Origin of the sequence: Salinirubrum litoreum (assembly GCF_020567425.1) — an archaeon.
In the GTDB taxonomy this organism is placed as follows: Archaea; Halobacteriota; Halobacteria; order Halobacteriales; family Haloferacaceae; genus Salinirubrum; species Salinirubrum litoreum.
Map to the genome: position 1 here is coordinate 330,683 of NZ_JAJCVJ010000003.1, position 24,081 is coordinate 354,763.

Genomic DNA, 24,081 nt, shown 5'->3' on the forward strand with positions numbered 1-24,081 from the left:
CGACGACACCGACGCCCTGCTCGTCGCCAGCGTGGCGGTCCTGCTGCTCGTCCGGTACCGCCCCTGGGACTTCACGGGGCGGGCGCGTGTCCGACTCTCCGAACCGGTCTGACCGCTCGCACGGGAGCCCACCCGCAACGCTTTGCTTCTTCGTAGATACCGACACCCATGCACCGCAGAGCGCTGCTCCGCGGCCTCGGCACGCTGGGTATGCTGGGCACAGTGGGTGTCGCTGGCTGTACCGGCAGGCTCGACGGCCCGGCGTTCCGCGAGAGCTTCGAGGCGGGGCTCGGCGACTGGGAGTCGGGTGCGGCCATCGGGCCGGAGGTCGACCTCGCGGAGTTCGAGTGGGAACTCGACGTCTCCGACGCGCAAGCGGCCGACGGCGAGCGGTCCCTCCGCATCTGGAACGAGGGCGACTACGACGACGGGGTGACCTGGGGCGTCCACCCCGTGTCCGTCGAGTCCGGGCGAGCCTATCGTGCCAGGGTCACGGCACAGCTCTGGAGCGAGTCGGAGTCGTTCAACACGCTCCGCGACGCCGTGATGCGACTCGGTCCCGAGCCGCCGTCGGTCGAGGAGGACTTCCCCCAGCCGGGCGTGAACACGAGCCAGCTCGGCGAGACGCCCTACGGGGGCCTGCGCGAGCCACTCTGGCTCGCAGACGGCTGGCGCGAGTACCGCTTCGAGTGGACCACTCCCGAACTGACGACCGACACGCTGTACGTGGCGGTTGGGACGGCCGTGATCTGGGAGGGTGACGCGACGCACTTCGTCGACGACCTCAGCGTCGAGATTACGCCGCGGTGACGCGACGACGAGCGTGTGGCGGGGCAAAGTGAAGCGACGACGGGGTAGTATCTGGTCGGGGTGAGGCGCCGACGAACGACCCCTCACAACTCCCGCGTCGCGTCCGGCCACGTCGCGAAGGAGCCGTCGAAGAACGTCTCACGCTGGTGGGCGAGGTACGCACGCTGCGCCCCGTGGATCGCCTCCGTCAGCGAGGCCCCCGCGTCGAGTCGCGTCGCCGTCTGTGCCCGCTTCCACCCCGCCGGTGTGCGTCCCCGCCGGACCCGGTCCCGGAGCGGTTCGAGCCACGCCGCGGCTCGCTCCGACTCGAGCCCGCGCCGGCGGAGTCCCTCACTCGCCACGTCGAGGACGTCGTCCAGACAGCGAGTGAGGTCGTCCGTCCGCTCGCCGTCGGCGGTGATCCAGCGGATGTCGGCGTCCAGCCCGTCCCGGGCGGCGGCGTAGAAGTTCTCCTCGGCGCGGTCCCACGAGAGGTCCGCGGCCGGGTGGTCCGTGGCCGGGAGCGCCGTCATCAGCCCCGCGAAAGCGGCGAGGAACGCCATCGCGTCCCCGAGGGTCGGCTGTCCCGGCAGCGGCCGGAACTCCAGTCGGGCGTTGGCGTCGGACTCGGAGGCGCCGTCGAACACCGGCCGGACCCAGCGCCAGTAACTCCCGTGTTTGTGTCTCAGGTGGACGAACGCGTCGTCGAACCGCTGGCCGGCCTCGATGGACGCCGGGACGATGAGGTAGTCCTCGACGATGCGGTCGACCGCGTCGGTCAGTCCATCGAGGTCCGCCGGGAAGCGTACCTTCGGCGGGCCGTCGACTGGGTTCATCATCTGTTCGTACACGGGGACACGGTTCTCGACCCACCCGTCTTCGAGAACGGTCGCGCGGTCGGTCTCCTCGTACAACTCAGGCGGAAACAGCGGCGAGTTGACCCCGAGTGCTAACAGTGGGCCGGCGATGCGGAGTGCGTAGTTGAAGTGTCGGGGGAGCGTCGCCGCCCGCTCGACCTGGTAGTGCGGCTGGATCGACGTCGTCAGGCTCACCGGGCCGGAGTTGTCCGCACTCAGGGTGACGCCGGGCACGTCGATCTCGGTGGCGAGCGCCCGCTCGCTGCTCGCGAACCCGTGGTACCGCACGGCGTTGCTGACGTTGATTGCCAGCGTCAGGCCGTTCTCGTGTGTCGCCTCGAAGAGATACGACGGCGTCGAGTGGTCGTCCGGCCCGATCGTCCACATCCCGTCGCTGACCAGTTGGACGCCGTGGTCTGCGGCCCACTCCCCGGTCGCGGTCACCTTCCCGTCGAGTTCCGCCGCGATGGCGTCGAAGCCGGCGGCCGTACACGGGTGGACGCCCGTCGTCACCTCGGCGTTGTGCAGGCCCAGTTCCTGCTCGAAGCCGAGAAAGTCCATGAGTGACCGATCGAGTCGGCGGATCGCCCCGGTCTCGCTGTCGGCGGCGTAGAACTCGTGTTCCAGTCCGATGGTCGACTGGGGGTTGTCGAACGTCCCGGCCTCGAGGTGGTCCACGACGACGGCGGCCTCCTCGCGGACGCGTCGCTCGAACGCCTCGTAGTCGATCCCCTGCGAGGTCACCAGTTCGTCGACAGGGTTGTCAACTATTAGCACGATTCATGCGAACGGGCCCTAATAATTCATTCCCCGACGGGGGTACAGACGGCGCGCGGGACCTCACGGCCACCATCCGACAGGGCTGGATCCGACTCGCTAGAGTCGTCGTTCGGCTACCACAGGTCGAAGTCGTCGCTGATCGTCGTCGTCCGAGACGGGCGTGACCGTGCGAGCAGGGAGACCGTCCCGGACCGTCTCGGACCAGCAAGATACTTGAGACTCCCAACGAGACCGAGGGACGGAGATGCCCGGTCAGGACTCCGCAGGACCAACAGGCCCCACGAGCGACGAGACGAACCAGACGCACGGTGACGACGTCCTCGCGGATCAGTTGTCGACCGACCAGGTCTACCAGCGGGTGGTCGCAGACGCCGACCACGAGGTCACCTCCGGGGGGCGAGAGCTGTTCTTCAGCGCGCTCGCGGCGGGCTTCGCGATCACGATCACCTTCCTGGTGTACGCCTCCGTCACGGCCACGACGGACTCCAAGTTCGTCGGCGTCCTCCTGTATCCGCTGGGGTTCGTCTACATCATCGTCGGCGGCTACCAGCTCTACACGGAGAACACGCTCCCGCCGGTGGCGCTGACGCTCGAACGACTGGTCTCGATCCCCACCCTCTTCCGCCACTGGCTCATCGTGTTGGCCGGGAACTTCGTCGGCGGTGGGCTGGGTGCGGTGGCGCTCGCGTACGGCGGCGTGTTCGACGAGGCGGCAGCACGCACGGCCGTCGGCTTCGCGGAGAAGGGGATCGCCACCCCCGCACCCGATCTGTTCGTCAAGGCCGCCTTCGCGGGGTTGATCGTCGCCGGCGTCGTCTGGGTCAACTTCTCGGCCCGCGATACGGTCTCGCGGTTGCTGGTCGTCTACCTCGCGTTCCTCGCCATCCCGATGGGGAACCTGTTCCACGTGGTCGTCTCGTTCACCGAGGTGGTGTACCTGGCGCTCACCACCGGGGTCGACCCGGTCCCGGCGCTGGGCGGGTTCGTGCTACCGGTGCTGCTCGGGAACACGGTCGGCGGCGTGGTGCTCGTGACCGTGGTCAACTACTACCAGACCTCCGACCGGCGGCTGGAGATCGACCGCTTCCGGAACGTCCGTCGACTCTCCGTCCGCGAGTGGATCGCGGGGCCGCTGGCCGGCCGCTCGTACGTCCCGGTGATCGACACCGTCGAAGAGATCGTCCGCGATCCGGACACCTACCGGATCCTCGTCCCGATCGCCAACCCCCGGACCGAGAGCGAGGTGGTTCGCCTCGCCTGCCAACTCGCCAGCAGTCGCAAGAAGGGGAAAGTCCACGTCGTCCACGTGGTTCAGGCACCCCGGCGCTGGTCGCCCGACGCCGACAGCCGACAGCAGGCACGGCTCAAACAGGAGTCAGAGCGGCTCTTGGAGAACGCCCGGACGATCGGTCAGCAGCACGACGTGGCCGTGGAGACGTCGACCGTCGTCACGCCGCGCTCGTTCGAGGAGGTGTTCACGGTCGCCCGGCGCACCAGTCCAGATCTGGTGGTGATGGGCTGGGATCGGGAGGGGCTGTGGAGTTCCGCGCGTGCGGAACGGCCTCTCGCCGAACTGACGAACCGGCTCCCCTGTGACTTCCTGGTGATCAACGATCGCGGCCTCGACCCGTCACGGATCCTGCTGCCGACGGCCGGAGGCCCCGACTCCGACCTGAACGCCGAAGTCGCACGCGCACTCCAGCAGGTTGCGAACGCCGAGGTCGAACTGCTCCACGTCGTCGCAGAGGAGAGCGACGTCGGCGCGGGCGAGGCGTTCCTCCGCGACTGGGCCGACCAGCACGGCCTGGACGACGTGGAGACGACGGTCGTCGTGGGGGACGTAGAGGGGGCAATCGTCCAGCGGGCCGGGGACAACACGATGCTCATGCTCGGGGCGACCGAGGAGGGCCTGCTCTCCCGACTGGTCCACGACTCGCTCCACCTGGACGTGGCCACGGACGTCGACTGTTCGGTGTTGCTGGCAGAACGCCCCTCTCCACGGTCGATCCGCGATCGACTGTTCGGGACGCCGACCCGGGACCGCCGCCCCGCGCTCGCGTTCCGTGACAGTCTCGAGACGGTCGACGGGGACACGACCGACGAGTGAGCCAGTCGGGGCGCGCAGATTCGACTGGCTACCTGCCGAGCGTCACGTGAGGAGCGACGTGAGTTCCTGGCTGTCGCCGGGTTCGCGGGCCCGAGTGGCTGTCTGGGGTACGACGTCGTCGGCGGCGAGTCGGTCACCCAGCGAAAGGTACGCATCGCGGAACTGGAGGAAAACATCAACCGACTGACTTCACGGTTCGCGTGGAGAGCATAGAGGGCGTCACGAACCTCACCGTTGAAGTGGTCGATCCGGTCGCAACGGACGGGGGAAGCGGTCGGCAAGACCGGCATGATCCCCCCGAAGTCTCGGTGATTCTCAGATCCATCGTAGTATGGATGCAATCACTCACTACGGAGAGCGCAAGGTGTAGAGGCCCTACTTCATCCCAGTCCGTGTATCGAGGAGAGACCGAATGGACGCCGTCTAGATAGCTACTGTGACCGTATTTGTTTCAGTCAGCCATCGGCCCTGCTCACGACTTCTTCTTGATTATAAACAAAGACACAAACATATTTGAGAGTGTAGTGCGAACACTGTTGATAGAGGTGCCCAGCATGTCCGAATCTCCGCGAGATGGAGTCCAATCGTGGACTGAGTCGATGAGCGCCCGCGACCGTATTCGAGCCGTCGCCGAGACGCTTCGTGAACCCCGGTCGGTTAATTGGATCAGCGAGCACGCCGACGCCGCCTGGAGTACGACCAACGATGAACTACAGGATCTCGTCGATCAGGGGCAGCTGCGCCGCGTTGAGGCCGGCGAGACGACACGTTACCAGCCGGACTACACGCGTCTGCTCTTCGAGGAGATCCGCACACTCATCGAAGAGAATACGCGCGAGGAGTTGCGGAACGAATTGGCCGCGATTACCGAAGAGATCGAGGAGTGGCAGGCGACCTACAATGTCGAGACATGGGAGGAGCTCGAACAGTCTCTCGCGGACGGCGACCTCACAAGTGCCGAGCTTCGCGAACGCCGAGACGTCATCGCGTTCTGGCGCGAGAACGAGGAGGATCGCCGCCTCATCAAGCACGCACTGGAACTCTACTCCGATGTCGAAGCCGCCCGCGAGCAGCTGACCGACGTGGCTGACCGCGCCACGAGCTAATTCTCCTCTCTCACAGTATGATTTTTCTTGCCGGTCGCGACCGCTATACACAGCGGACCCTCCTCCGCGACGTTCACGACCGATTGTCGAGGCAGGCTGGGTGTGAGGACGTGCGGTATCGCCCGTCTCGACGACGGCCTCGGTACGTCATTGCGGATGTTGACCCGACGACGTTCCTGAGTGACTCCTACGACCCGGAGACCGCCCGACTGGAGATTCGTTTCTGGTACCCCGCCGGCGTCGACCACGAATACTACCGTATCAACTGGGTCGAACCAGACCGGAACCTGATGGTCGGCTTCCACCAAGATGCCGACCAACCGGACCTTGGGCCCTGTCACATCCAACTCAATTACGAAGACGCACCCGTCAATCGGCATAACGCGACGTTTCTCGATGCACACCCGCTCGCTGTTCTTGATGACCGACTGCAGCAGTTCCCAGCGGCAGTAGAGGCGATTCATTGGGAAAATGGGATCCCCTCGCTTCCGACTTGGCCCGTCTAGACAGTGAGTTCTTCGAGCGTTTCGTGATGCGTCCGAACCGTGGTTGGCGTGACGTTCCCAGTCTCCGCGACGGTACTTTGCGTCAGCCATCGCCCCTCCTCGCGACCGGCCTTGTAGAGGCAGGCTGCGGCGAACCCGGCCGGATGGACGCCCGTCGTGACGCCGCGCTCCTCGGCCTGTTCCGCGAGGGTGCGGGCCCGCTGTCGGATTTCGTCCGGACACTCGAGGTCCGAGGCGAGGCGCGGTACGAACTGACGGACAGACTGGTGTCAGCGAGTGCGTCTCAACTCGTCAAGGGTATTCCTGAATCAGACCGGGTACGGGTGCGACCGCGTCGTCTGGGGTCCACCGACATGGTTCGACGCTGGCTCACAGCGATACGGAGAACCCACCCCAATCGTCAACACAAACGATGCCCATTTATTACGTGATGGATAACTCGCGGACGCCGATCAACTCCAAGGAGGAAGCTGTGCTCGAACACCTCGAGCAGTATCTCGACACAGCGAGCGATGACGAGACGCTCACCCGAGAGGCGGCCGTCGGCCATCTCGTACAGCAGGATTTCGAGCGTCCCGATGCGCGAGCCCACATCGAACAACTGCTTCTGAAAGGGAATCTCTACGAGGTCGACGAGGAACTGCGGATTCCACCCCGCCCCTGACGGGGATAGCAGCTGTAGTTCTCAGTCCCATAAGCGACGGCTGTCGCAACGCAATGACAGAGGAGGCTGTAGGTTGTAAGAGAATTAACCAACACTGACCGTTGGTATCGACCACGTGTTGGTTAATTCCCGAGAACGCACAAAATCGAGTCTCTGTGAACGAGAACTCATTTTCCCTGTCTACGACGCCGATCAGCTCCAGTCGATCCTTCAGTCGCGGTCGGCGGCGTTCAAAGATGGTGTCCTGAACGACGACGTCATCCCCCTCGTCGCGGCTGTCGCAGCGAAAGAACACGGCGATGCGCGGAAAGCGATCGACGTGCTGCGGTTCACTGGCGAGATTGCCCAAGAGAACGACGACGACGGGGTTCGAATCGAACACGTCTATGACGCAGACCGGGAGGAGGGCAAAGAGCGAATCCGGGAGTTGATCGAAGGGACCTCGCCGCACTCTCAACGGTTGCTCCGGTCACTCGCCTTACTGATCCAGTCGTCCTCAGAGTCTGACCCTGCAATCCCGAACGAAGATGTGTACGAGTTCTACAGGGACTTGAGCGAGCGGAACAGCTACGAGACGCTGAAGAAACGCCGTGTTCGTGACCTACTCAACGAACTGGAATTCCTCGATCTCATCGAGCAAGAAACAGAGAGTCGTGGTCGGGCTGAAGGGCTCCGTGTAGTGAACCGACTTCTGCATGAACCTGGGTTGGTGGTCGATGCCTGTAGTACTGAAGAGTAGCCACGACTGGTTGCAGTCGTCAAAGTCCGGTCCTGTGGTCTAGCAATACATCAGGATTGAGGAGAGGTTCTGTGAAGCCAGAAATGAGGCTACGCTTGGACCACCCGATCACTTCTATCTCGTCATACCCTTTTGATATTGAGTGGACGGAACGCTTTGATCAGGACGGTGGTGATCGGAAGACACCAAGATCAATCTCGTAGGGTCGAATGTCTTCGACTCGGTATTCTAACTCGCCGTGCTGGCCCCCGGGTACGTCCGCAATTCGTGTACGCCGGAACGTCCGTCTCTGGTGACTGCCTGCACAATATCACTCTTCGACCATCCCACCTGTCGAGTCTAAACCCTCGATTTCATGCTTCTTGAGCCGTAAGACGGTTGTCTTCCATGAGCCATCAAATATTCTGCCTCAGCATTGGTAGAAACGAGAGTGCGACTCAGACCACCGAAGCCGTTCTCTCACTCACCGACTCACACCCCTCGTTCAGACTGAAACTATGCTTATCTCAGCGCTTTCAAGCCGTCTAGACGTGGTTTCTGGCCAACGGTCTTGATACCAGAGCGTTCGATACAACTTTGCCAGCGCCAGAAGAGCAGGGACGGCGGTCACACCGATTCCCCCCTCACTCGATCCCCACAGTCAACGTGTCGCTAACGCCACAGAGGAGTATATATTCCCTCGCTCCATGAGAATTCACTGTAACAGAGAGGGGTAAGTTCAGGATAGTCCGAAGCTGGCTCAGAGAGTCAGGCCAGTTGGTTCTCGAAGACAGACGTGCCCCGGACTCTCCCGACCAAGATCGGTGTACCCGCCCAGCCCCGGAGACATGCAATGACCACCACACCCGCCGCACACTGGTATGAAGTGACCTTTCCAGTCCCGTAGATCGTCCACAACGTCGCCACCGCACAGGACGCGATCAACATCGCTGTCGCCGAACTCGGCAAGTGCCTCGCCACCGTCAGTGGGCCAGTCCGAAAGGCCGATATTTCGGTGCAGACAGCCCGCTGTCGCGGCTGTGAATCGCCTCGGGGTCAAGCCCCGAGGCTTCCCGTTTCTACGACGCGCTTTGCAGACACCGAATGGGTGTCCGTAGGGAGCGCAGTCTCCACGGGCGTTGATTCGGGCCATCCCAGCCCTAATTCAGAAAAACCGCGTTTCAAGACGTTCAACGAAGCGTTCGCGTCACGGTCGCACTCAAAACCACACGACGGACAGGAGTGTTCTCTGACCCAGATGGGTTTCGCCGTCTCCACACCACACGACGCGCACTCTTTGGTGGTCCCTCGTGCTTCGACCTGCTTGACGTGTGTACCGTACAGGTCGCCCTTGTATTCGAGGAGCGTGATGAATTGCCTCCACGCAACGTCCTGCTTGTTTCGGGCGTTACCGTCGTCCTGAAGCATACTCTGGACGTTCAGGTCTTCCACGAACACGGCATCATACTCTTTGACAAGCCACGTCGTGATTTTGTGCTGGTAGTCCAGCACCTTCCGTCGAATCCGACGTTTGACTTTGGCTACTTCGACTCGCTGTTTTTCGTAGTTGTTCGACCCCTTCTCCTTTCGAGATAACTTACGCTGTTCGTGTCGGAGTCGCTCGTAGTCGTCTTCGAGGTCAAGCCAATCCACGGTCTTGCCGTCGCTGGTGTGGATGTAGTTGAGGATGCCGAGGTCGATGCCCACGCTGTTGCTCGTGTTGAGTGAGTCCACGGCGGGTTTCTCGGGGATGTCAGCGTCTTCGGTTTCGAGTCCGAAAGAGACGAACCATTCGTCGGTTGTCTCTTTCTTGATGGTGACTTCCTTAATGTCTGCTTCGTCAGGAATCGGGCGGTGGTAGCGAATGCGAATGTCTCCGACTTTGGAGAGTTCTAACGTTGCGTGTCGGCCACTCGTGTTTTTAAGTTTGAAGCCGGACTGCGAATACGTCATACTCTGATACTCGGTCGGAGACTTCCACTTCAACTTCCCAACTTTGTGTCCATTCTGCTTCTTCTCGGAAAGGTTCGAGAGGTTCTGATAGAACCGAGTGACGGTTCGTTGCAGAGCCTTCGAGTTCACTTCGGAGAAGACGGGGAAATCGCGTTTCCAGTCGGGGAGTCGGTAGTGGTGTTTGTACGCTGAGCCGATGTTGTCGGCGTCAACGTGTTCGTATTCGTATCGAGTGTAGTTGTACGCTTGGCGATGGACGTCGATATGGTATTCCAGTCGCTCCGCTACCTCGTCGGTTGGGTAGGCGTGGTAGCGGTGACTGTACTCCATCGCTGTCTCTTGATCAGGAACGTGTTGACTTAATGGTTTGTTTCACGAAGTGTCGGATTCAACCCCGAGGTCAAGCCTCGGGGCATTCTCCTTGTACTTCTGTAAAACTGAGATGGAGGTCGCAACCGTCGTCGCAGGCCAAGCGTTGGTCGGCCTGCTGTTGACCGTCGAAGTCAGAGCCCAGAGTCCAGAAGAAGCCGGCATCATCGCCCGGCGTGAGATCGGCCCGCACGTCCCGGACACACCACTCGGTTTCGTCAACTCTCGAGAGTAGCACTGCCGCGTAGCGACTACTGTTCGACGACCTCGGCAAAGGCGAAATTTTCACGAGCGGTAGTGACCCGAACGAGTGGTTGCTGACCGATTTCAGTGTCTGAGACGAAGACGACGTATCCCGGACCCACTTTGGCGAGGCCGTCGCCCTTCTCGCCCATGCCCTCTATCTCGACTTCGAGTGTCTCACCTTCAGTCACTGGTGGCTGGTCCGGCTGGGAGTTGATCGAGACATCCGACCGATCCGAACTCGGTGACGTATCTGATGCGCCTCTATCCTGAACCGACTTCTCTGCCCGTTGGGTCCCATGCGTGACCAACGGCCTCTGTACTGTCGAGTTTTGCTCGTGTGTTCGACCCCTACCTGTTCTTGCATCAGTAGGGTAGACTCCGACTCGATAGATCTCATCAGCCTCGAGCGTGCCGAGGTCGATCTCCTGTTCGGGAATCGTGAGCACGTACTCCCCGTTCTCGCGTTCGATCCGTCCGGTGAACAGACACAGCGGCGTGGATAGCTGCATTGGTCTGTTAACCGGTGGAGCGAGAATATATCCTCTGGATTGTCCGAAAGAGAGAACTATTCAACAGTCGGTTTCGTTTCTCACGAGCGGGTGCACTGTCGTGAGATCGAGAGAGTGGCGACAACGGTCAAACGCTCGTGAACTCTATCACGGTGCACGTGTGCGTCCGGGAATGCCGGTAGCAGACAGGGGTACAATTATTCACGAAGCTGTTCTGCAGTCGATCATGGCCACCAAAGAGTCGTTACTCGAATTGGAACGGCAGTTGTGGAACGCCGACGAGGAAGTCTACGAGGATATACTCTCGAAGGATGCTGTGATGGTATTTCCTCCACCGACTGGCATCCTAGATCGGTCAGCTGTGCTGGACTCACTCGGAAGTGCCGACAGATGGCGGCGTCTCAAATTCGACGAGGCGCGACTGATCGACGTCGGTGAGGACGTCGTCCAGCTGATCTACCGAGCAGTTGCAGAACGCAGTGGGGATGGCTCTGAGTACACTGCTCTCGTCACTACGACGTACGTCGAAGCCAACGGTTCGTGGCAACTCCTCACTCATCAACAAACCCCCGTCGACGAGTAACTGCAACTCCGTACGTCTACTACTGGTTTGCGCGCGCAGTCGGTATCCGTGTTTAACCAACAGCCCGATCAATCACAGCTCGATTGTTGGTTAAGATCGTCTTAACCCGAACTCGGAGCGCATCTGGATGGCCTCGGTGTAAATCGAAACACCCACTCCACCGGTCAGACTGAAAACATGCTGTTCTCCGAGTTTTCAAGCCGTCTGCACGGTATCTGTGATCGCTGTGGCGGAATATTACGTGTGAAAAAGATTTATTCCGTCCCAGGTCGAGGAACCGAGTATGGAAGAACCGCGCGAGGAACTGAGTGCCGATGCCGATGAGCGTGCTGAGGCCCCCGACTTCGAGGCGTTGACACCCCCGGAGGAGCTCGTCCGGGGGGAGCGAACGCGGGACGATTTCTTCGACGCCGTCCTCGCACTTGACAGTCCAGCGACGGCGAACGACGTCGCCGAACTCGCGGGACACGGTGTTGATGCCGCACGTGAGTACTTGGACTGGTTCGAACGGATGGGAATCGTGACACAGGTCACGGAATCGCCAGCCACCTACGAGCGGAACCAGGAGTACCTGAATTGGCGACGGGTCCAGAAGCTCCGCCAGGAGTACGCCACTGAAGAGCTTCTTGACTTTCTGAAGACGGAGTCAGAGCGCGCAGAGAACCTAGAGAGCGAATTCGATGTCGGATCACCGGATGAGATTTCGATTTCCCGCTATGCGAGCGAGACTGATCGATCCATCGAAGACGTCTGGGAGCGTCTCTCCGCGTGGCAAACAGCACGTCGTCGGGTGGTGCTGCTCGAACGAGCCCTCACGACCGAGTCCGGTGACGGCGCTGATCTACAGTCCGCGGTATGAGTGGGGGCGACGAAAACCCGTCCGACTTGCGTAGCGGCTCGCCGATTGATTTCGACCGACTCGACGCTAATCGAGAGCGTTTCTCGGCTGATGATCGCTTCAAACGGATCGATGAGCAGCCGGCGTTTGCTCCGGACCGTCTGGTGTGCGTGTACGACCGACGGTTCTACCCAGAACGATTCCGTGGTGCCCGCCTGGAAATCGTTTGGTTCGAAAACGGAAACTTCTCGCTACACTACCACGAGGAACACGAGAGGGGCGAGTTTGACCACCGATGGGACAGACACCCGTCCGATCACAACACCCGTGACCACGTTCATCCAGGGCCTGATGCACCGACACCCGGTGACGATACATCACACCCGACGGACTGGCGAGATGTCCTCTCGATGGTCCTTTCAGAGATTGAGGACCGACAGCGCGCCTTCTGGGCAGAGTGAGCGGTGTCGAGTGAGTCGACAGTCGCTCGGGTATCTTCTCCGTGGTTCGGTGGTGAAGAGTACATCTCACGGTACGACAATGACGAGGTGACGCTGGTGAGTGACGGCAGTGCCAAAGATGAGGGATTCGAGGAAGGAGCCGATGCTGAACGAGTACGGTGAAACACCTATCTTTCTTCGAGGAGAGAATCCCGCCGTTTACCGCGGGGAGGATGTCACCGGGTAGTGTCCTACGAACTCGGGCGAACGCTTTCTGGGAGAGTCGGGACACGGTCTCGAAGCTCTGTGAGGCAGGTATCGAGGATTGCCATCGGATTCGAATCTGTGAACGATGCAGATTCGCGGTGCGGTACTGACCACTCTTTGTGATCAACTTGGAAGTGACTCGGGCCCAGGTTCTCGTGGGTTTCGTCCTGATGCCAACCGCATGACCACTGTGTCCCCGGCTCGTTGTACTGGATGCGGAATTCATCGCGCTCGGAATGCGGACGCCACTCGAACTCGAGCGTTGCGTCGCCAGCATCCAGATCCTGAGCAGCAAAGACCGCACGATCGAGTGTCGCCACGAGACGAACTGGACGCATCGGACTTGGATCCGCGTTCACGCCCGTGACGCCAGTTTCTCGTCGAAGACGCGTCGCGACTCGCTTGTGGACCTCATATCGGTGGAGATGCGTGTCTCCAGGAATCGGTGAGTTTCCCATTCGCTGTCACCGAGTCAGTTGGCGGATGCGAGCCGATTATCGCGAGTCGCCTCGATCGTGTCGTAGAGCTGGATTGCCTGCTTGATGAGCGTGGCTTGGTGCTCGTAGTACTCCCAGTCTTCTGCGTTGTGCTGTCGCTGTCTGCGTTCGGCTGCCGGAATATCATCACCGACGGTCGCCCGGAGTTCGTCAGCAGACTCCACGCCGTATGCATCCTTCCACTCGTCGATATCCTCCCGGATGGCAGCTAATTCAGCCGTGAGTTCGTCCTTCTGATGCTCGTTAATGAGGTCACGGATCTGATCGAAATACTGGGTGACTGGATCTGGATAGTAGCAGGTCTCACGGCCACGCTGGATCGTTGCGAGTTTATCAGCCTCAACGAGTTGGGTGAGGTACTTTTCTGCCGTGTTCCGGGCAACACCAGCAGCATCAGCTATCTCGCCCGCATTTTTTGGTTCGCGAACCGTCATCGCAACTTCCCGAATCCGAACGACCTTTTCGGTGTGGTCCGTGGTTCCTGTATCGCTCATAGGCATACTCGGATCTCCAGCATCATTAGGATTTTGAAATTTGATTCAATATACTGAATTAGTAAGGCGCAATTCGCTGCCTGCTGCCAGCTGAGGGGTTGGAATCCTGAAGAATGGCGATATACCGGGGGTGTAAACTATCATTTCAACAGTATTTCAGCAAAGGTAGCACTTCACCTTTGTCGAGACTCTGTGACAGTCCGATGGACGCACATCATCCACGTCCGGGCGTTTGAGCACGCTGTCTGAGGTGGCACAGTCTGGATGGATGCCCTCTCTTCGCCAGCAGAATTTATCGATGGCAATCGAGTGGCCAGGCGGGCGTGAGCGGTGTCGAGTGAGTCGGCAGTCGCTCGGGTCTCGCGTGGTCGGGGTTGGCTTCGATGTCACAGACACTACCAACGAGTGCAGACAGTATCGCTGTCGAACAAACGCAGTCTTCCAGTGAGCGGCTCTCTCCTCCGGCGTCGAGATGCCCGGAGTGCAACGACCGACTCGTGACCGTCCGGCACGAGACCTACTGTGACGGCTGTGGTGTCCTCGTCTCAGACCGTCCACTCGATCACGGTCCGACCCTCGCCGATCTCGGTGCTGGGGCCGACCATGACAGTCAGGCGTCGATCGAGCGGCACTCACCGTACTTCATCGACAAGCGCGGGTCGACGTTCTCGTTCTCGTATTTCGACGCGAAGGGCAACGCACTCTCGTCGCGGCAACTCGCGCTGGTGCGCCGGATGGAGCGGCGACAGTGCTGGGAGCGCGACAGCCGAGAGGAGTTGCTGACTGATGCCCTACACGACATCCGGACGATAGGCGCGACTGCAGGCCTCCCGAAATTCGTCTGTGAGCGCGCAACGCAGTTGTTCAGAGACGCGTTCGAGGCGGGGCTTCCCGGTGGTCGGATGTCCTACGAGTCGCTCTCGGCCGGTGCAGCGGTCGTCGCCGCGCGAGAGGCAGGCTGTCCGCAGGCGATCGAGATGCTCATCCGCGATTCTCGGACGTCGCTCGAACGTGGCTGTGCTGGTGCGCGGAAGATCCGGCTTGGCCTCGATCTCGTCGAGTCGTGTCCACCGGGACGACAGGATGCCGTGCAAACGGTGTTGGATGCGCTTCGAGACGAACTGACTGGTGAGGACCTGTGTTCGATCGGAGAGCACGCAGCGAGGCTCATCCGGCTGGCTGATGAGCGACGCATCGGTCCTGGCACCACTCGATTGACTGTCGCGTCGGCAGCCGTGTACGTCGCAGCAAAAGCGGCAGATCTCCGGCTAACACAGAGCGTGGTTGTCACCGCTGTCTCACCCATCGTCGAGACCACGACTGGGCGGGTCAGCCGGTACGGCTGTGAACTGAGTCAGACTGACGAGCGTAGTGAGATGTGTTGAGGGCGCGACGGACTGGTCAGCAGTTCACTTTGTAGTGAGCGAGCAGAGCGAGACAGCCTCGCAGATGACACTCACACCGATCCAAGCGCCAAAACCCTCCGCCAGCGAGAACCTACTGGCAGTCCCTTCGTGTGGGAAGCCCGGGCGTTCACGCCAGAGAGGATGTCATATCAGCTTATCTCGTGTGGGGTGGTAGCTTTTTACATGATAGAACGAGGACAGTCATCGAACACCGAGCAGGCTGGGATGTCACCGGCGGAGGCGTTTGCGATCTTGGGCGACAGAACGCGGCTTTCGATCATTCGGGTCCTCTGGATGGCCGATCGCTTCCACACGTACGAAGACATCGACAACAGCGCGTCGACGATGTCGTTCTCTGAACTCCGTACCCGCGTCGACGTCAGTGACAATGGTCGATTCAACTACCACCTCTCGAAGCTCGTCCCACAGTTCGTTCGGAAGATGGACGGTGGGTATCGGCTGAGCGGCGCGGGAAAGCGACTTGCACGGACGGTCGCCACGGTCGCAGGCGAACACGACGTCGAGATCGCTGGCGAGGTGGAGACGGAGTGCCCTGTGTGTGGCGGCGCAGTGACAGCCACGTACGAGGACCAGTGGCTCCGCGTTGCCTGCACCGAGTGTGCTGGAGTCTTCGGCGACGCAGCTCCTGAGGGGACCCTTCTGAACGCGCCGTTCCCGGCACCGGGGTTGGTCGGTCGGACACCCGACGAGGCGCTCGCGACGGAACTCTACCGGTGTATGCTGGATCTGACGTCGATGATGCAGGGTGTCTGTCCCGGCTGTGCGAGTGCCGTCACCGGCAGCCTCTCAGTGTGTGACGGACACGACGCGGCCTCCGACCGGATGTGTCGAGACTGCGGGACTCCCTTCGTCGCGTGGGGCGAACTCCGGTGTGACACCTGTCGGTTCGTCAAACGACTTCCAGTCGAGCTGTGTGTGATGGGTCTGGCACCCGTTATCGGTATCCTGTATGCGCAGGGAATCAACGCGCTCGCACCCTCGCTCAACGACCTCTTTGAGTTCACACGGACCCGGATGACTACTGCCGTGACCGAGGACCCCTTCGGCGTACTCGTCCATATCGGTGCCGAGGACAGGATGACGCTGACGCTGGACGAACACCTGACGGTAGTCGACACTGCTCAGTAGCCTCGCTCGAGGACCAATCCGGTCTGTGTTCACCGCCATCGGTAGTGACAGCGCTTCCTTGTCCCCGAGGAGAACGGATATTCACTCGATTTTCTGAGAGAATTATCATTCTCCAAACAGTTAATCCCAGCTGCCGTGTAGCACTGACTGCCCATGTCGATCACAACAGACCACTACAACGTGGACCTCGGGAAACTCGGTGCGCGGCTGGACGTCGCACGGACGGACAACGAGGCGAACGTGGCTATTGTCGACCACACGCTCCCGCCACACACACTGGCCGCACCGCTTCACCGGCACACCCGCGAGGACGAGATCTCTTACGTGCTGGAAGGCGAGATGACGGTGCTGGCAGACGGGAAACTGTCGACCGTGCCCGCCGGCGAGTCCGTCGTCAAAAGCCGGGACGTCTGGCACACGTTCTGGAACGCAGGCGACGAATCGCTCCGGTTTCTTGAGGTCATCGCGCCGGGTGAGTTCTCCGAGTTCTTCGAAGAGGTCGCACCACTGACCCCGCTCGACCCGTCGGACTGTGAGTCGATCGCGGAGTTCCTGCGTATCGGTGAGCGCTACGGCTTCGAGGCCGACCTCGAGAGCATCCCGAAGCTCTGTGCGGAACACTCCCTCCAGATGTAGGCCGAATCTCACGTCCGCCGTTCCAGCCGCGCCGCTGGCCTCGCCGACCACTTTGCCCCCTGCCTGCCCCCACCGACTCGTCGATGACCGTGGCACACCTGCCCGGCCGTTTTGCCGTCGACGTGCTGAGCGACTCTGTCATCTTCGCCGCCGATGTCTACGAGCTGCCGTCCACGTCGTCCGCGTAGAACGTCAGTTCTTCCCGGTCCCAGCCACGATCGCCGTCGCGAACGTTGTAGAACCAGCCTGACGTCCCTCGGTTGTTGGGATCCACGAACCCGTAAATGCCCTCTCGACCCGGCACGCCGTCGTGTTCTTGTGGGTTGGGAGGATAGGCGTACCAGACAGGTTCGGTCTCGTCAGACCAGCCGTGACCCGGACGCTGTTCGACCGAGAGTTTGTAGCGGATCGGGTTCGGAGCCGAGTGCCGATAGACAGGCACTCTCTCCCCGCCGGGTACCGTCGAGACGTGGAAGAACGGCTCGTCGTGGAGCCGCCAGCCACCGTCAGCCAGATCAGACCGGCTCAGCGAGAAGTACCACCGCCGGGGGCTGTCCGTCGAGTAGCCGTACACCGGCGCGATAGTCGGATCCGGTTCCGGGGCGAACCCACCAGAGTACTCTTTGTAAGCGGCTTCGAGTCGTGCCCGTCGTGTCTCGTCTTCACACAGGTCCCAGAGTGGCCGCAAGCTATCGGCGTTCAACGAGACGAACACGAGGTTCTGGCGGATGCTCTTGCGCCAGTCGTCGTACGATCCGTCGACGATCTTGCCGGCGAACTCTGCCTGGCCGCCCCGGGCGTGCACCTTGACCGTCGACGCCTTTCGGAACTCCTCGATCGCTTCACTGTACTGGGTCTCTTGATTGGCCGAGAGCTGGCCCGTCACCCCACGATACGACATCTCTGCTGCGACGGCGAAGTCCACCTCTGAATTATACTTCGTGGTGTTCGTCGCGGCGCTGTAGGTCGCTGCAGCGCCGACGATCAAGCTGTGCAGGTAGTGGGTTCCGTACCGATCGAACAGCACGGTCGGGTCTGCCGTCTCCAGATCAGTCGCGGCCCGTTCTCTGAGCAGTTCTGTGATCGGGACGTCCGGGTCCAGGGTCAACAGGGCGATGTCGTACTGATCGGTCTGCGTCACGAAATTGTACACCGTACTCCGGCGCTGGAGTTCGTTGAACTGGAAGTCGAGTGATCCCTTGAAGAAGCCGTAGCCGCCTTCGAGGCCGACCTGCGTGGCCAGATTGCGCTGGTAGTCGCTGGCCTGTGTGCCACTCGTCGCGGTGATCCGTGCATCTTCGATCCACTGGACGCGGACGGTCTCGGGCTTGTAGAACAGCCCACCGCTGGTGTCGAACTCGACTGGATCGCCCAACTCGAACAGTGGCATCCTCGTCGACTCCGGACTCGCGAACTGCCCGCGGAACACGTCGTAGCTGAACCCGATCGAGTCGAGACCGGGGAACGCAACGCCACTCGGTGGGGCCTCACTGTCTTCAGTCGTGGGATCGCTGTCCTCACTGGGTGTTTCGCCGATGGTATCACTGCCTTCACTGGGCGTTTCGCCGATTGGCCTCCCGCGGTCTGCACACCCTGCGAGGCCAGCGATTGTTCCGGCCCCAATTGCACGAAGGAACCGTCTCCGGTTTGACCCATTCATAATTGTTATTGGTTACGATGTTTGGGGCTATAAACAGCAATTATAGCTATATTTCCAGTTGCAATCGTCAAAACACTAGAATGCTGGAATCGAGCGGCGATGGGAGCCTGCACAGCGGTTCCCGACCTAGGCACTTCACCACGATAGAGCCCCTCGATACAGCGTCGTATCAGGCATGCCGCTGTAAGCGCGTACGATCCACTGTAGGATACGAGACGGCGTGAGTGAGGGCTTCGAACCTACGGACGGGCGAATAGCGTGGAGAAGTGTTCGGATACGCCGAACTTTCGATTCTGCTGGTCCCGGTCGGCCTCAGATTCCTCTTGCCGACAGCGGCCAGCTACCTGATACAAGGAGAGAGTCCCGCCCTTCAGGGCGGGCGTGAATCCGACCATTCTCAGTCCGAACCTCGTGTTTATGCTGGTCGGGGTCGCCTCTCCGGTAACTCACTGGGCAAAAGTTGGCGGTTGGATTGATGTCCGCCCGCACGACGAAGAATACCATACCGTTCCCGAAAGGGCGTCACGAGGTCGTGGAAACACGGCAACCAAAATGCGAACCTCGCCCGTGTGAGCGTCACCAGCGTGGCAGAGGGGTGACGCAGGTCGATGGCACGACCCGTGCTCGGACGCGGAGAAATCTGCGACTGGGGGCATCCCCCGACTCCCTCGTGGACGGCGGGGATGCACGTTGCAAGGAGATACCGCGTCTCTCGGGACGCAGAATACGCCACATTCCGCCCGGGACTCACGTTTCGCGCACAAACCGAGACACCTCGCGCAAGCGGGTGGAATTGCCCCCGTCCGACGGACTGGAGTCCCACGCACCGTTTTCAGTGGTGCGATGGCCAGCCCGACCCCGAGCGCGGATGGGGAAACCCCATCGTTCACCGCGGGGAGGATGTCATTCTGGTGTGGCAGTTCTTGCTTTGGTTTCGCTGGTCGTGGTGTGGCTTCTCTCACTCGGAGTGATCGGTGTGTACACACTGGCTGGGCCCCGGTAGGTTCACACCTGTTCCCCATCTGACCTGAGCCCATTCCAGAATTCAGTGCACCTGTTCACTGTCTTCAGGTCAAGTTCGCGGAAAGGGGGGTTAGAGTTCTGAGTCCGGGGGTGGACTCTGCGTACTACGATTCGCTACAGGTCTCTGCAGTCGTCAGACATCACCGATCATTCCTCATGCGATTTTGCTGGTCGTCTGTGGATCGCTTGACGATGGTCAGGCTGCTGTCCCGGCGTGTCTCGAACGTCGGGTCACCGTTGTACCATCGCTTCACGACGTTCTCACAGCGCACGACGTCGCCTTCGCGTAGCTCTGGATGGCGGTGTGAACGGACGAGCGTCCGGCCGTCATCGGTCGGGTCGGGTGTTGGACGCGTCTCGTCCCACTCGCTTTTTCGCCAGATGGCGAACTTGATGACACCAGTGTCGTCGCTCAACAGGCCAGCCTGCTTGATCGCGGGATGTGTGTTCTCGAACAACCGGGAGACCGTTCCCTGCGTCGAGAAGCGTCCCCGCGTGGAGTCAACTGACGTATACCGGACGTTGCCGACCGTCAGGACGTTCCGTGGGTCGGTCGCCTCGGCGTCGGCCTGCCGGAGCAGTGCCTGTGTCGGCTCAGTGCCGTCATGCAGTCGCGTTGCGAGGTCGATCCCGAGTGTGAGTCGAGATTTTCGAATCTCGACGACTCGGTCGAACTCCTCACTCAGCAGTCGGTCTACCATGCAGGTGACTTCCTCGTGCTGCTCGGAATCGAGCTCTGCGAGCGGTCGGATCCGCTCGCGGTACGCCGCAGTTGCGCGTTCGGCACGCGCCTCGGCGAGTTGGGCTGACGACGGACGCTGTGTAGCGTACTCGTCGTATCGGTTGGCCAGCCACTTCGCATGGCCCACGAGTTCGACGGTTTCTGGCTGAGTGTCCGGATCGGTCCGGGCAGTCAGGATACCGTCGGTGACGCGTTGCATCTCGGCTGCGACAGCGAGGGAGTACTCGATCGATTCGAGTGAACTCCGGGCGAACTGCTCGGGTTCTACGAATAGCTCACCGAGTGACGTGAGTCGCCCGTCGGGCGTCTGCACTTCCACCTCTGCCGTCGGAACACCTTCAGAGGTGTCTTCGGGTGTCGGATCGGCCGGGATGTCGAACGCACGGAGTCGTCGTAGACGTGCCTGTTCGGCAACCGGCAACGTCTCCAGCACCGTGTGATCGAGCGCGCTGTCCCGGTCCTGAGAACGGGAATGAGCACGCATCGAGGTGAATCGGCTCCGGACAGAATCCTGCGTCGTCGCGGGAGTTGTCCGGGGCATCGTCGACTCGAGGCCGCTCGCAACGCCGATCATGCGCTCACCACTCGGATCGACGAGCGTCGGGCCCGCCGTGCGGTCGTACGTGATCGCGAACGTCGTCTGCTGGTCACCGGACTGTTCGGCGAACAGGAAACTGGCGTTCGGTCCGGACGCTGTGACGTCTCCGGCCCTGTCGGGGTCGAAGAGGGTGTCTCCGGGCGTCCAGTTGGCGTCGATGCGGCTCGCGGCGAGTCGGCCGGCCGGGGCAACCACCGGGTCACCGTCAGCGGTCTGTCCGTAGACGCCGTCGACGGGTTCCGTCCGGGTACCGTACTCGTTCTTCGAGGCGGTTCGTTCGGTGTACGCTGTCGACTCGGATGCCGTCCCATCGGTCGTGGTGCTCGTCGACGACTCGGTGTCGTCGGTGACGAGCGCGTGCAAGATTCCCACGAGTCTCCGCACCAGTGCGGTACGGTCATCGAGAGAATCAGCACGCTCACTGTACTCCCGGTCGGCCCGGAAGGAGGGGAATGGCGTGTCGGTCTGCCGCGTGCAAGCGGTCGCATCTGTCGTGGTCGGTTCTGTCGTTTCGTTGTTTGTACCCGATACGCTCATATCGGGAGTGTTGCTACTGTTCATTGGAATTGTACCAATTCCATTCGTGAGGCTCTGGTCAGCCTCACACTCTACACCGACTAGCGACGCATAGCTGTATCGCCGCCAGAAGCCTCTATTCGTATGTCTTCGAAGAATACCCCACATCGAACCCACAGGCATCCTCACTAGCAAAACAGCCGTTCGTAGTTCAAAGGAAGATGGTTGTCAAATCGATCAGAGCTCGTATTTCGCTTTCATCGCGTTCCAAGAGCGACGCCACGACGGCGAAGCACCACCTCTCCACTGGCAAGGACGGCATAGAGAACGACATACAGCGGTGCGCCCGCGAACACGAAGAGGAAGCCGGGCGAGTCACCCTGCCCGGTTCCGATCGGTGGAAACTCAACGAGAATATGCCAGAACACCAGGAGTACGACCAACAGGGCTCCGGGACTTCGAATGTCATATCTCTCCCAGAGAAACACGGGGACACCGACGGTCCCGAGTGCCATCGCGGACTGGACGGCAAGTGCGACCCACAGCGACCCTGCGACCGAGACGTTCGTCGCCGGGTGCGCGCTGTACGCGAGGACGATAGCGGTGTACAGGACGCTGAGGCCGCCGCCGGCGGCGAAGGCACGGACTGTAGACCTCGACACTGGAGACCAGTGGTGACCGTCGGCCATCGTCTCCAGATAGCCCCTGTGTGACTGAAGTTGTTTGGGTGAAATGTACGAACCGGTGACATCTGAACCCCCGTGCGACAGAGCCCGCCTCGTGGACGGAGACTTGGTACGGATACCAACCAGAGGCCCTGTTGAAATCTCCTCCCACTGATAGGTATGTGTGGCGAAAAGAGCATAAAGAGTCAAGCAGCGCCGACGCCGAGGCGCGATTGGGGGGTACCGCCGATGGACGACCCGGGACGAGATGCTCAGCACCGGTCCGAACTTGATCGCAGCCGTCGTCGATGGGATTTCTGGAGTTCTCGTTGGGGACTTGTCGAGGCCGATACCGTCGCTGTCCGGCGAGAGACCATCCACCAGCTGGACCTCGAAACCGGGGATACGGTCCTCGATCTCGGGTGCGGCCCCGGCGTGAACTTCGAGATGCTCCGGGAGGTGGTCGGCCCCGCGGGACAGGTGATTGCTGTGGATCTGAGTCGTGCGATGCTGAAACGAGCGCAGGCGCGAATCGACGAACACGGTTGGGAGAACGTGAATCTGCTCCAAGCGGACGCTACCACGCCTGTCGTGGCAAACAACAAACTGGACGGTGTCGTTGCCACCACTGCCGTGAGCGCCACTCCCGACGTCACCGCGACTGTTCAGTGTGCGTACGACTCGCTGCGCCCCGGCGGTCGGTTCGCGGTATACGAGATACGTCTCGTCCCCGAAGGGCCGCCGAAGGTACTGAATCCGCTCATCCGACGGTTCTATCGGCTTTTCGGCAACTGGAACTCGGAGGAGGACGTGTGGCTGGAGCTCCGGGCTCGATTCGACGCGGCGGAGTTCATTCGGGCGTTTGCCCTCGGAACCAATTACATCGCCGTGGCCGAGAAGGCAACAGACGAAGGCTCTCCTAGCACCTGAACCACTGCGTACGGTGTCTTCTGGACTGCCTGATTCACTTCAGTAGAGCTGAACAGAGTGTTCTGTCTGTGGACGAAACCCGAGAGCTCTCCCCCCGATATTTCTATCTCCGATTCGAACGAGGTCCTATGCCCTCCCTCGTCGATGAAACCCTTTTCAGTGACCCGTCTGGACCGGGAGTCGCACTCGTCCACTTCGGCAGTGCAGTGGCGTTCACGCTGATACTCGCTCGGTCGTGGTTCCGAGGGGCTCCGTTCACGAACTACTGGTTGGTGTTCATGGTTGCTGGGACCGCGCTGGCCGGCGTGGCCGAGGCGTTACCGAGCGACTGGAATCGGACGGCCGGGTTCTTTCGACTCGCCGGTATCTTCACACTCGCGAGTCTGCTCTGTCTTCTCGTGTTCACCCCGGAGCTACTCCTGTAGGACGTGAACACCGTCACCGCGTGTTGGGGCGTCTCGGGGTCGTCAGACTACGTGGACAGCGTCGATGAGTTCGTCGTAGTCGGGTTCGTTCGTCGGGTCGTCTGCGACCCAGGTGTACGTCACGACGCCGTCCTCGTCGAGGACGAACACCGCCCGATTGGCGACACCGTAGAGGCCGAGTTCCGGGAGGTCCACCGACAGGTCGTACGCCGCAATCGCGTCACCGGCCATGTCACTGACCAGATCGAACTCGAGACCGTACTCCTCGGTGAATGCACCCTGCGCGAACGACGAGTCGGCACTCACCCCGAACAACGTCGCCCCTGCTTCCGTGAGTTCGTCGAGATGCTCTTGCAGCGCGACCATCTCGTTCGAGCAGGGCGGGGTGAATGCCCCTGGGAAGAAGGCCAACACGGTCGGTCCGTCGCCGAGGTGCTCGTCGAGATCGAACGTCTCGTGATCGCTCCCACGATAGGTCGCCGTGAAGCGTGGAGCAGTTTCTCCTGTTGAGACCATATCGTCTGTCAGTAACGGACGTAGTGGGCTAAACCCTTGGCCGAACATCTGAGGATGCCTCCGAATCGCGGAGAACAGATTCCCTATGTTCG

Annotated in this window: 23 protein-coding genes and 2 pseudogenes; 16 read left to right on the forward strand and 9 right to left on the reverse strand. The window is 61.1% G+C overall.

Annotated elements, in window-relative coordinates:
- Positions 1-168: 168 nt before the first annotated feature.
- Positions 169-810 carry a hypothetical protein gene (locus LI337_RS17430; protein ID WP_227231195.1) on the forward strand — a complete coding sequence of 214 codons (642 nt, stop codon included), beginning with the start codon at positions 169-171 and terminating at the stop codon, positions 808-810.
- An 83-nt stretch (positions 811-893) separates the two neighbouring features.
- Here LI337_RS17430 and LI337_RS17435 read toward each other — a convergent pair whose 3' ends face one another.
- Positions 894-2,423 carry a glutamate-cysteine ligase family protein gene (locus LI337_RS17435; protein ID WP_227231196.1) on the reverse strand — a complete coding sequence of 510 codons (1,530 nt, stop codon included), beginning with the start codon at positions 2,421-2,423 and terminating at the stop codon, positions 894-896.
- 247 nt (positions 2,424-2,670) lie between these two features.
- Between LI337_RS17435 and LI337_RS17440 the strand changes: the two genes are divergently transcribed.
- The 3 genes from LI337_RS17440 to LI337_RS20235 all read left to right on the forward strand — a co-directional run bounded on the left by LI337_RS17440 (position 2,671) and on the right by LI337_RS20235 (position 6,145).
- Positions 2,671-4,533 (forward strand): formate/nitrite transporter family protein, encoded by a 1,863-nt coding sequence (locus tag LI337_RS17440; RefSeq protein ID WP_227231197.1) that lies wholly within the window; start codon positions 2,671-2,673, stop codon positions 4,531-4,533.
- A 554-nt stretch (positions 4,534-5,087) separates the two neighbouring features.
- Entirely contained in the window at positions 5,088-5,639 is a 552-nt protein-coding gene (locus LI337_RS17445) for a DUF7342 family protein (RefSeq protein WP_227231423.1), read from the forward strand.
- Between the two features lie 17 nt (positions 5,640-5,656).
- Positions 5,657-6,145, forward strand: a complete 489-nt coding sequence (locus LI337_RS20235) for a hypothetical protein (RefSeq protein WP_345777771.1) — start codon at positions 5,657-5,659, stop codon at positions 6,143-6,145.
- Here the strand turns inward: LI337_RS20235 and LI337_RS17455 are convergent.
- A pseudogene (locus LI337_RS17455) lies at positions 6,142-6,408 on the reverse strand (transcription initiation factor IIB family protein); the annotation flags it as partial. The gene LI337_RS20235 and the pseudogene LI337_RS17455 overlap by 4 nt on opposite strands.
- A gap of 167 nt (positions 6,409-6,575) precedes the next feature.
- Here LI337_RS17455 and LI337_RS17460 point away from each other — a divergent pair.
- The 3 genes and pseudogenes from LI337_RS17460 to LI337_RS20330 all read left to right on the forward strand — a co-directional run.
- Entirely contained in the window at positions 6,576-6,809 is a 234-nt protein-coding gene (locus LI337_RS17460; protein ID WP_227231199.1) for a hypothetical protein, read from the forward strand.
- A 115-nt stretch (positions 6,810-6,924) separates the two neighbouring features.
- The gene (locus tag LI337_RS17465; RefSeq protein ID WP_227231200.1) at positions 6,925-7,548 is read left to right on the forward strand and encodes a Cdc6/Cdc18 family protein; all 624 of its coding nucleotides are present in this window, start codon (positions 6,925-6,927) and stop codon (positions 7,546-7,548) included.
- Between the two features lie 886 nt (positions 7,549-8,434).
- Positions 8,435-8,566: pseudogene (locus LI337_RS20330) on the forward strand (DUF555 domain-containing protein); the annotation flags it as partial.
- A 17-nt stretch (positions 8,567-8,583) separates the two neighbouring features.
- Here LI337_RS20330 and LI337_RS17470 read toward each other — a convergent pair.
- On the reverse strand, positions 8,584-9,810 hold the full coding sequence (locus LI337_RS17470; protein ID WP_227231201.1) for an RNA-guided endonuclease InsQ/TnpB family protein: 1,227 nt from the start codon (positions 9,808-9,810) through the stop codon (positions 8,584-8,586).
- Between the two features lie 49 nt (positions 9,811-9,859).
- Here LI337_RS17470 and LI337_RS17475 point away from each other — a divergent pair, with 49 nt between their 5' ends.
- Positions 9,860-10,084, forward strand: a complete 225-nt coding sequence (locus LI337_RS17475) for a DUF555 domain-containing protein (protein WP_345777772.1) — start codon at positions 9,860-9,862, stop codon at positions 10,082-10,084.
- Between the two features lie 16 nt (positions 10,085-10,100).
- Here the strand turns inward: LI337_RS17475 and LI337_RS17480 are convergent, their stop codons facing one another.
- A complete protein-coding gene (locus LI337_RS17480) occupies positions 10,101-10,604 on the reverse strand; it encodes a TRAM domain-containing protein (protein WP_227231203.1) in 504 nt (167 codons plus the stop codon).
- A 226-nt stretch (positions 10,605-10,830) separates the two neighbouring features.
- Here LI337_RS17480 and LI337_RS17485 point away from each other — a divergent pair, with 226 nt between their 5' ends.
- The 3 genes from LI337_RS17485 (at position 10,831) to LI337_RS17495 (ending at position 12,486) form a co-directional block, all read left to right on the forward strand.
- Entirely contained in the window at positions 10,831-11,187 is a 357-nt protein-coding gene (locus tag LI337_RS17485) for a nuclear transport factor 2 family protein (protein WP_227231204.1), read from the forward strand.
- Between the two features lie 283 nt (positions 11,188-11,470).
- Positions 11,471-12,046: a DUF7342 family protein gene (locus LI337_RS17490; RefSeq protein ID WP_227231205.1), complete on the forward strand. Its 576-nt coding sequence runs from the start codon at positions 11,471-11,473 to the stop codon at positions 12,044-12,046.
- Positions 12,043-12,486, forward strand: a complete 444-nt coding sequence (locus LI337_RS17495) for a toxin-antitoxin system TumE family protein (protein ID WP_227231206.1) — start codon at positions 12,043-12,045, stop codon at positions 12,484-12,486. Before LI337_RS17490 ends, LI337_RS17495 begins: the two co-directional genes overlap by 4 nt.
- Before the next feature lie 718 nt (positions 12,487-13,204).
- Here LI337_RS17495 and LI337_RS17500 read toward each other — a convergent pair.
- Complete coding sequence (locus tag LI337_RS17500) at positions 13,205-13,723, reverse strand: ArsR/SmtB family transcription factor (RefSeq protein WP_227231207.1); 519 nt, start codon at positions 13,721-13,723, stop codon at positions 13,205-13,207.
- Between the two features lie 383 nt (positions 13,724-14,106).
- On the opposite strand from LI337_RS17500, the gene LI337_RS17505 reads away from it, so the two are divergent.
- The 3 genes from LI337_RS17505 to LI337_RS17515 all read left to right on the forward strand — a co-directional run bounded on the left by LI337_RS17505 (position 14,107) and on the right by LI337_RS17515 (position 16,914).
- Positions 14,107-15,108 carry a transcription initiation factor IIB family protein gene (locus LI337_RS17505; RefSeq protein WP_227231208.1) on the forward strand — a complete coding sequence of 334 codons (1,002 nt, stop codon included), beginning with the start codon at positions 14,107-14,109 and terminating at the stop codon, positions 15,106-15,108.
- Between the two features lie 129 nt (positions 15,109-15,237).
- Positions 15,238-16,278, forward strand: coding sequence for a DUF7351 domain-containing protein (locus LI337_RS17510; RefSeq protein ID WP_227231209.1), 1,041 nt, complete (start codon positions 15,238-15,240; stop codon positions 16,276-16,278).
- Between the two features lie 153 nt (positions 16,279-16,431).
- Positions 16,432-16,914: a cupin domain-containing protein gene (locus tag LI337_RS17515; RefSeq protein ID WP_227231210.1), complete on the forward strand. Its 483-nt coding sequence runs from the start codon at positions 16,432-16,434 to the stop codon at positions 16,912-16,914.
- A gap of 157 nt (positions 16,915-17,071) precedes the next feature.
- On the opposite strand, the gene LI337_RS17520 is transcribed toward LI337_RS17515, so the two are convergent.
- The 3 genes from LI337_RS17520 to LI337_RS17530 form a co-directional block, all read right to left on the reverse strand.
- On the reverse strand, positions 17,072-18,304 hold the full coding sequence (locus tag LI337_RS17520; RefSeq protein ID WP_227231211.1) for an MAC/perforin domain-containing protein: 1,233 nt from the start codon (positions 18,302-18,304) through the stop codon (positions 17,072-17,074).
- A 1,433-nt stretch (positions 18,305-19,737) separates the two neighbouring features.
- Positions 19,738-21,630 (reverse strand): hypothetical protein, encoded by a 1,893-nt coding sequence (locus LI337_RS17525; RefSeq protein WP_227231212.1) that lies wholly within the window; start codon positions 21,628-21,630, stop codon positions 19,738-19,740.
- An 80-nt stretch (positions 21,631-21,710) separates the two neighbouring features.
- Positions 21,711-22,142: a hypothetical protein gene (locus LI337_RS17530; protein WP_227231213.1), complete on the reverse strand. Its 432-nt coding sequence runs from the start codon at positions 22,140-22,142 to the stop codon at positions 21,711-21,713.
- Between the two features lie 225 nt (positions 22,143-22,367).
- On the opposite strand from LI337_RS17530, the gene LI337_RS17535 reads away from it, so the two are divergent.
- Together LI337_RS17535 and LI337_RS17540 are read left to right on the forward strand one after the other, a co-directional pair.
- Positions 22,368-23,048, forward strand: a complete 681-nt coding sequence (locus LI337_RS17535; RefSeq protein WP_227231214.1) for a class I SAM-dependent methyltransferase — start codon at positions 22,368-22,370, stop codon at positions 23,046-23,048.
- A gap of 128 nt (positions 23,049-23,176) precedes the next feature.
- Positions 23,177-23,473, forward strand: a complete 297-nt coding sequence (locus tag LI337_RS17540) for a DUF8011 family protein (protein ID WP_227231215.1) — start codon at positions 23,177-23,179, stop codon at positions 23,471-23,473.
- A gap of 42 nt (positions 23,474-23,515) precedes the next feature.
- Here the strand turns inward: LI337_RS17540 and LI337_RS17545 are convergent, their stop codons facing one another.
- Positions 23,516-23,989: a redoxin domain-containing protein gene (locus LI337_RS17545; protein WP_227231216.1), complete on the reverse strand. Its 474-nt coding sequence runs from the start codon at positions 23,987-23,989 to the stop codon at positions 23,516-23,518.
- Between the last annotated feature and the right edge of the window lie 92 nt (positions 23,990-24,081).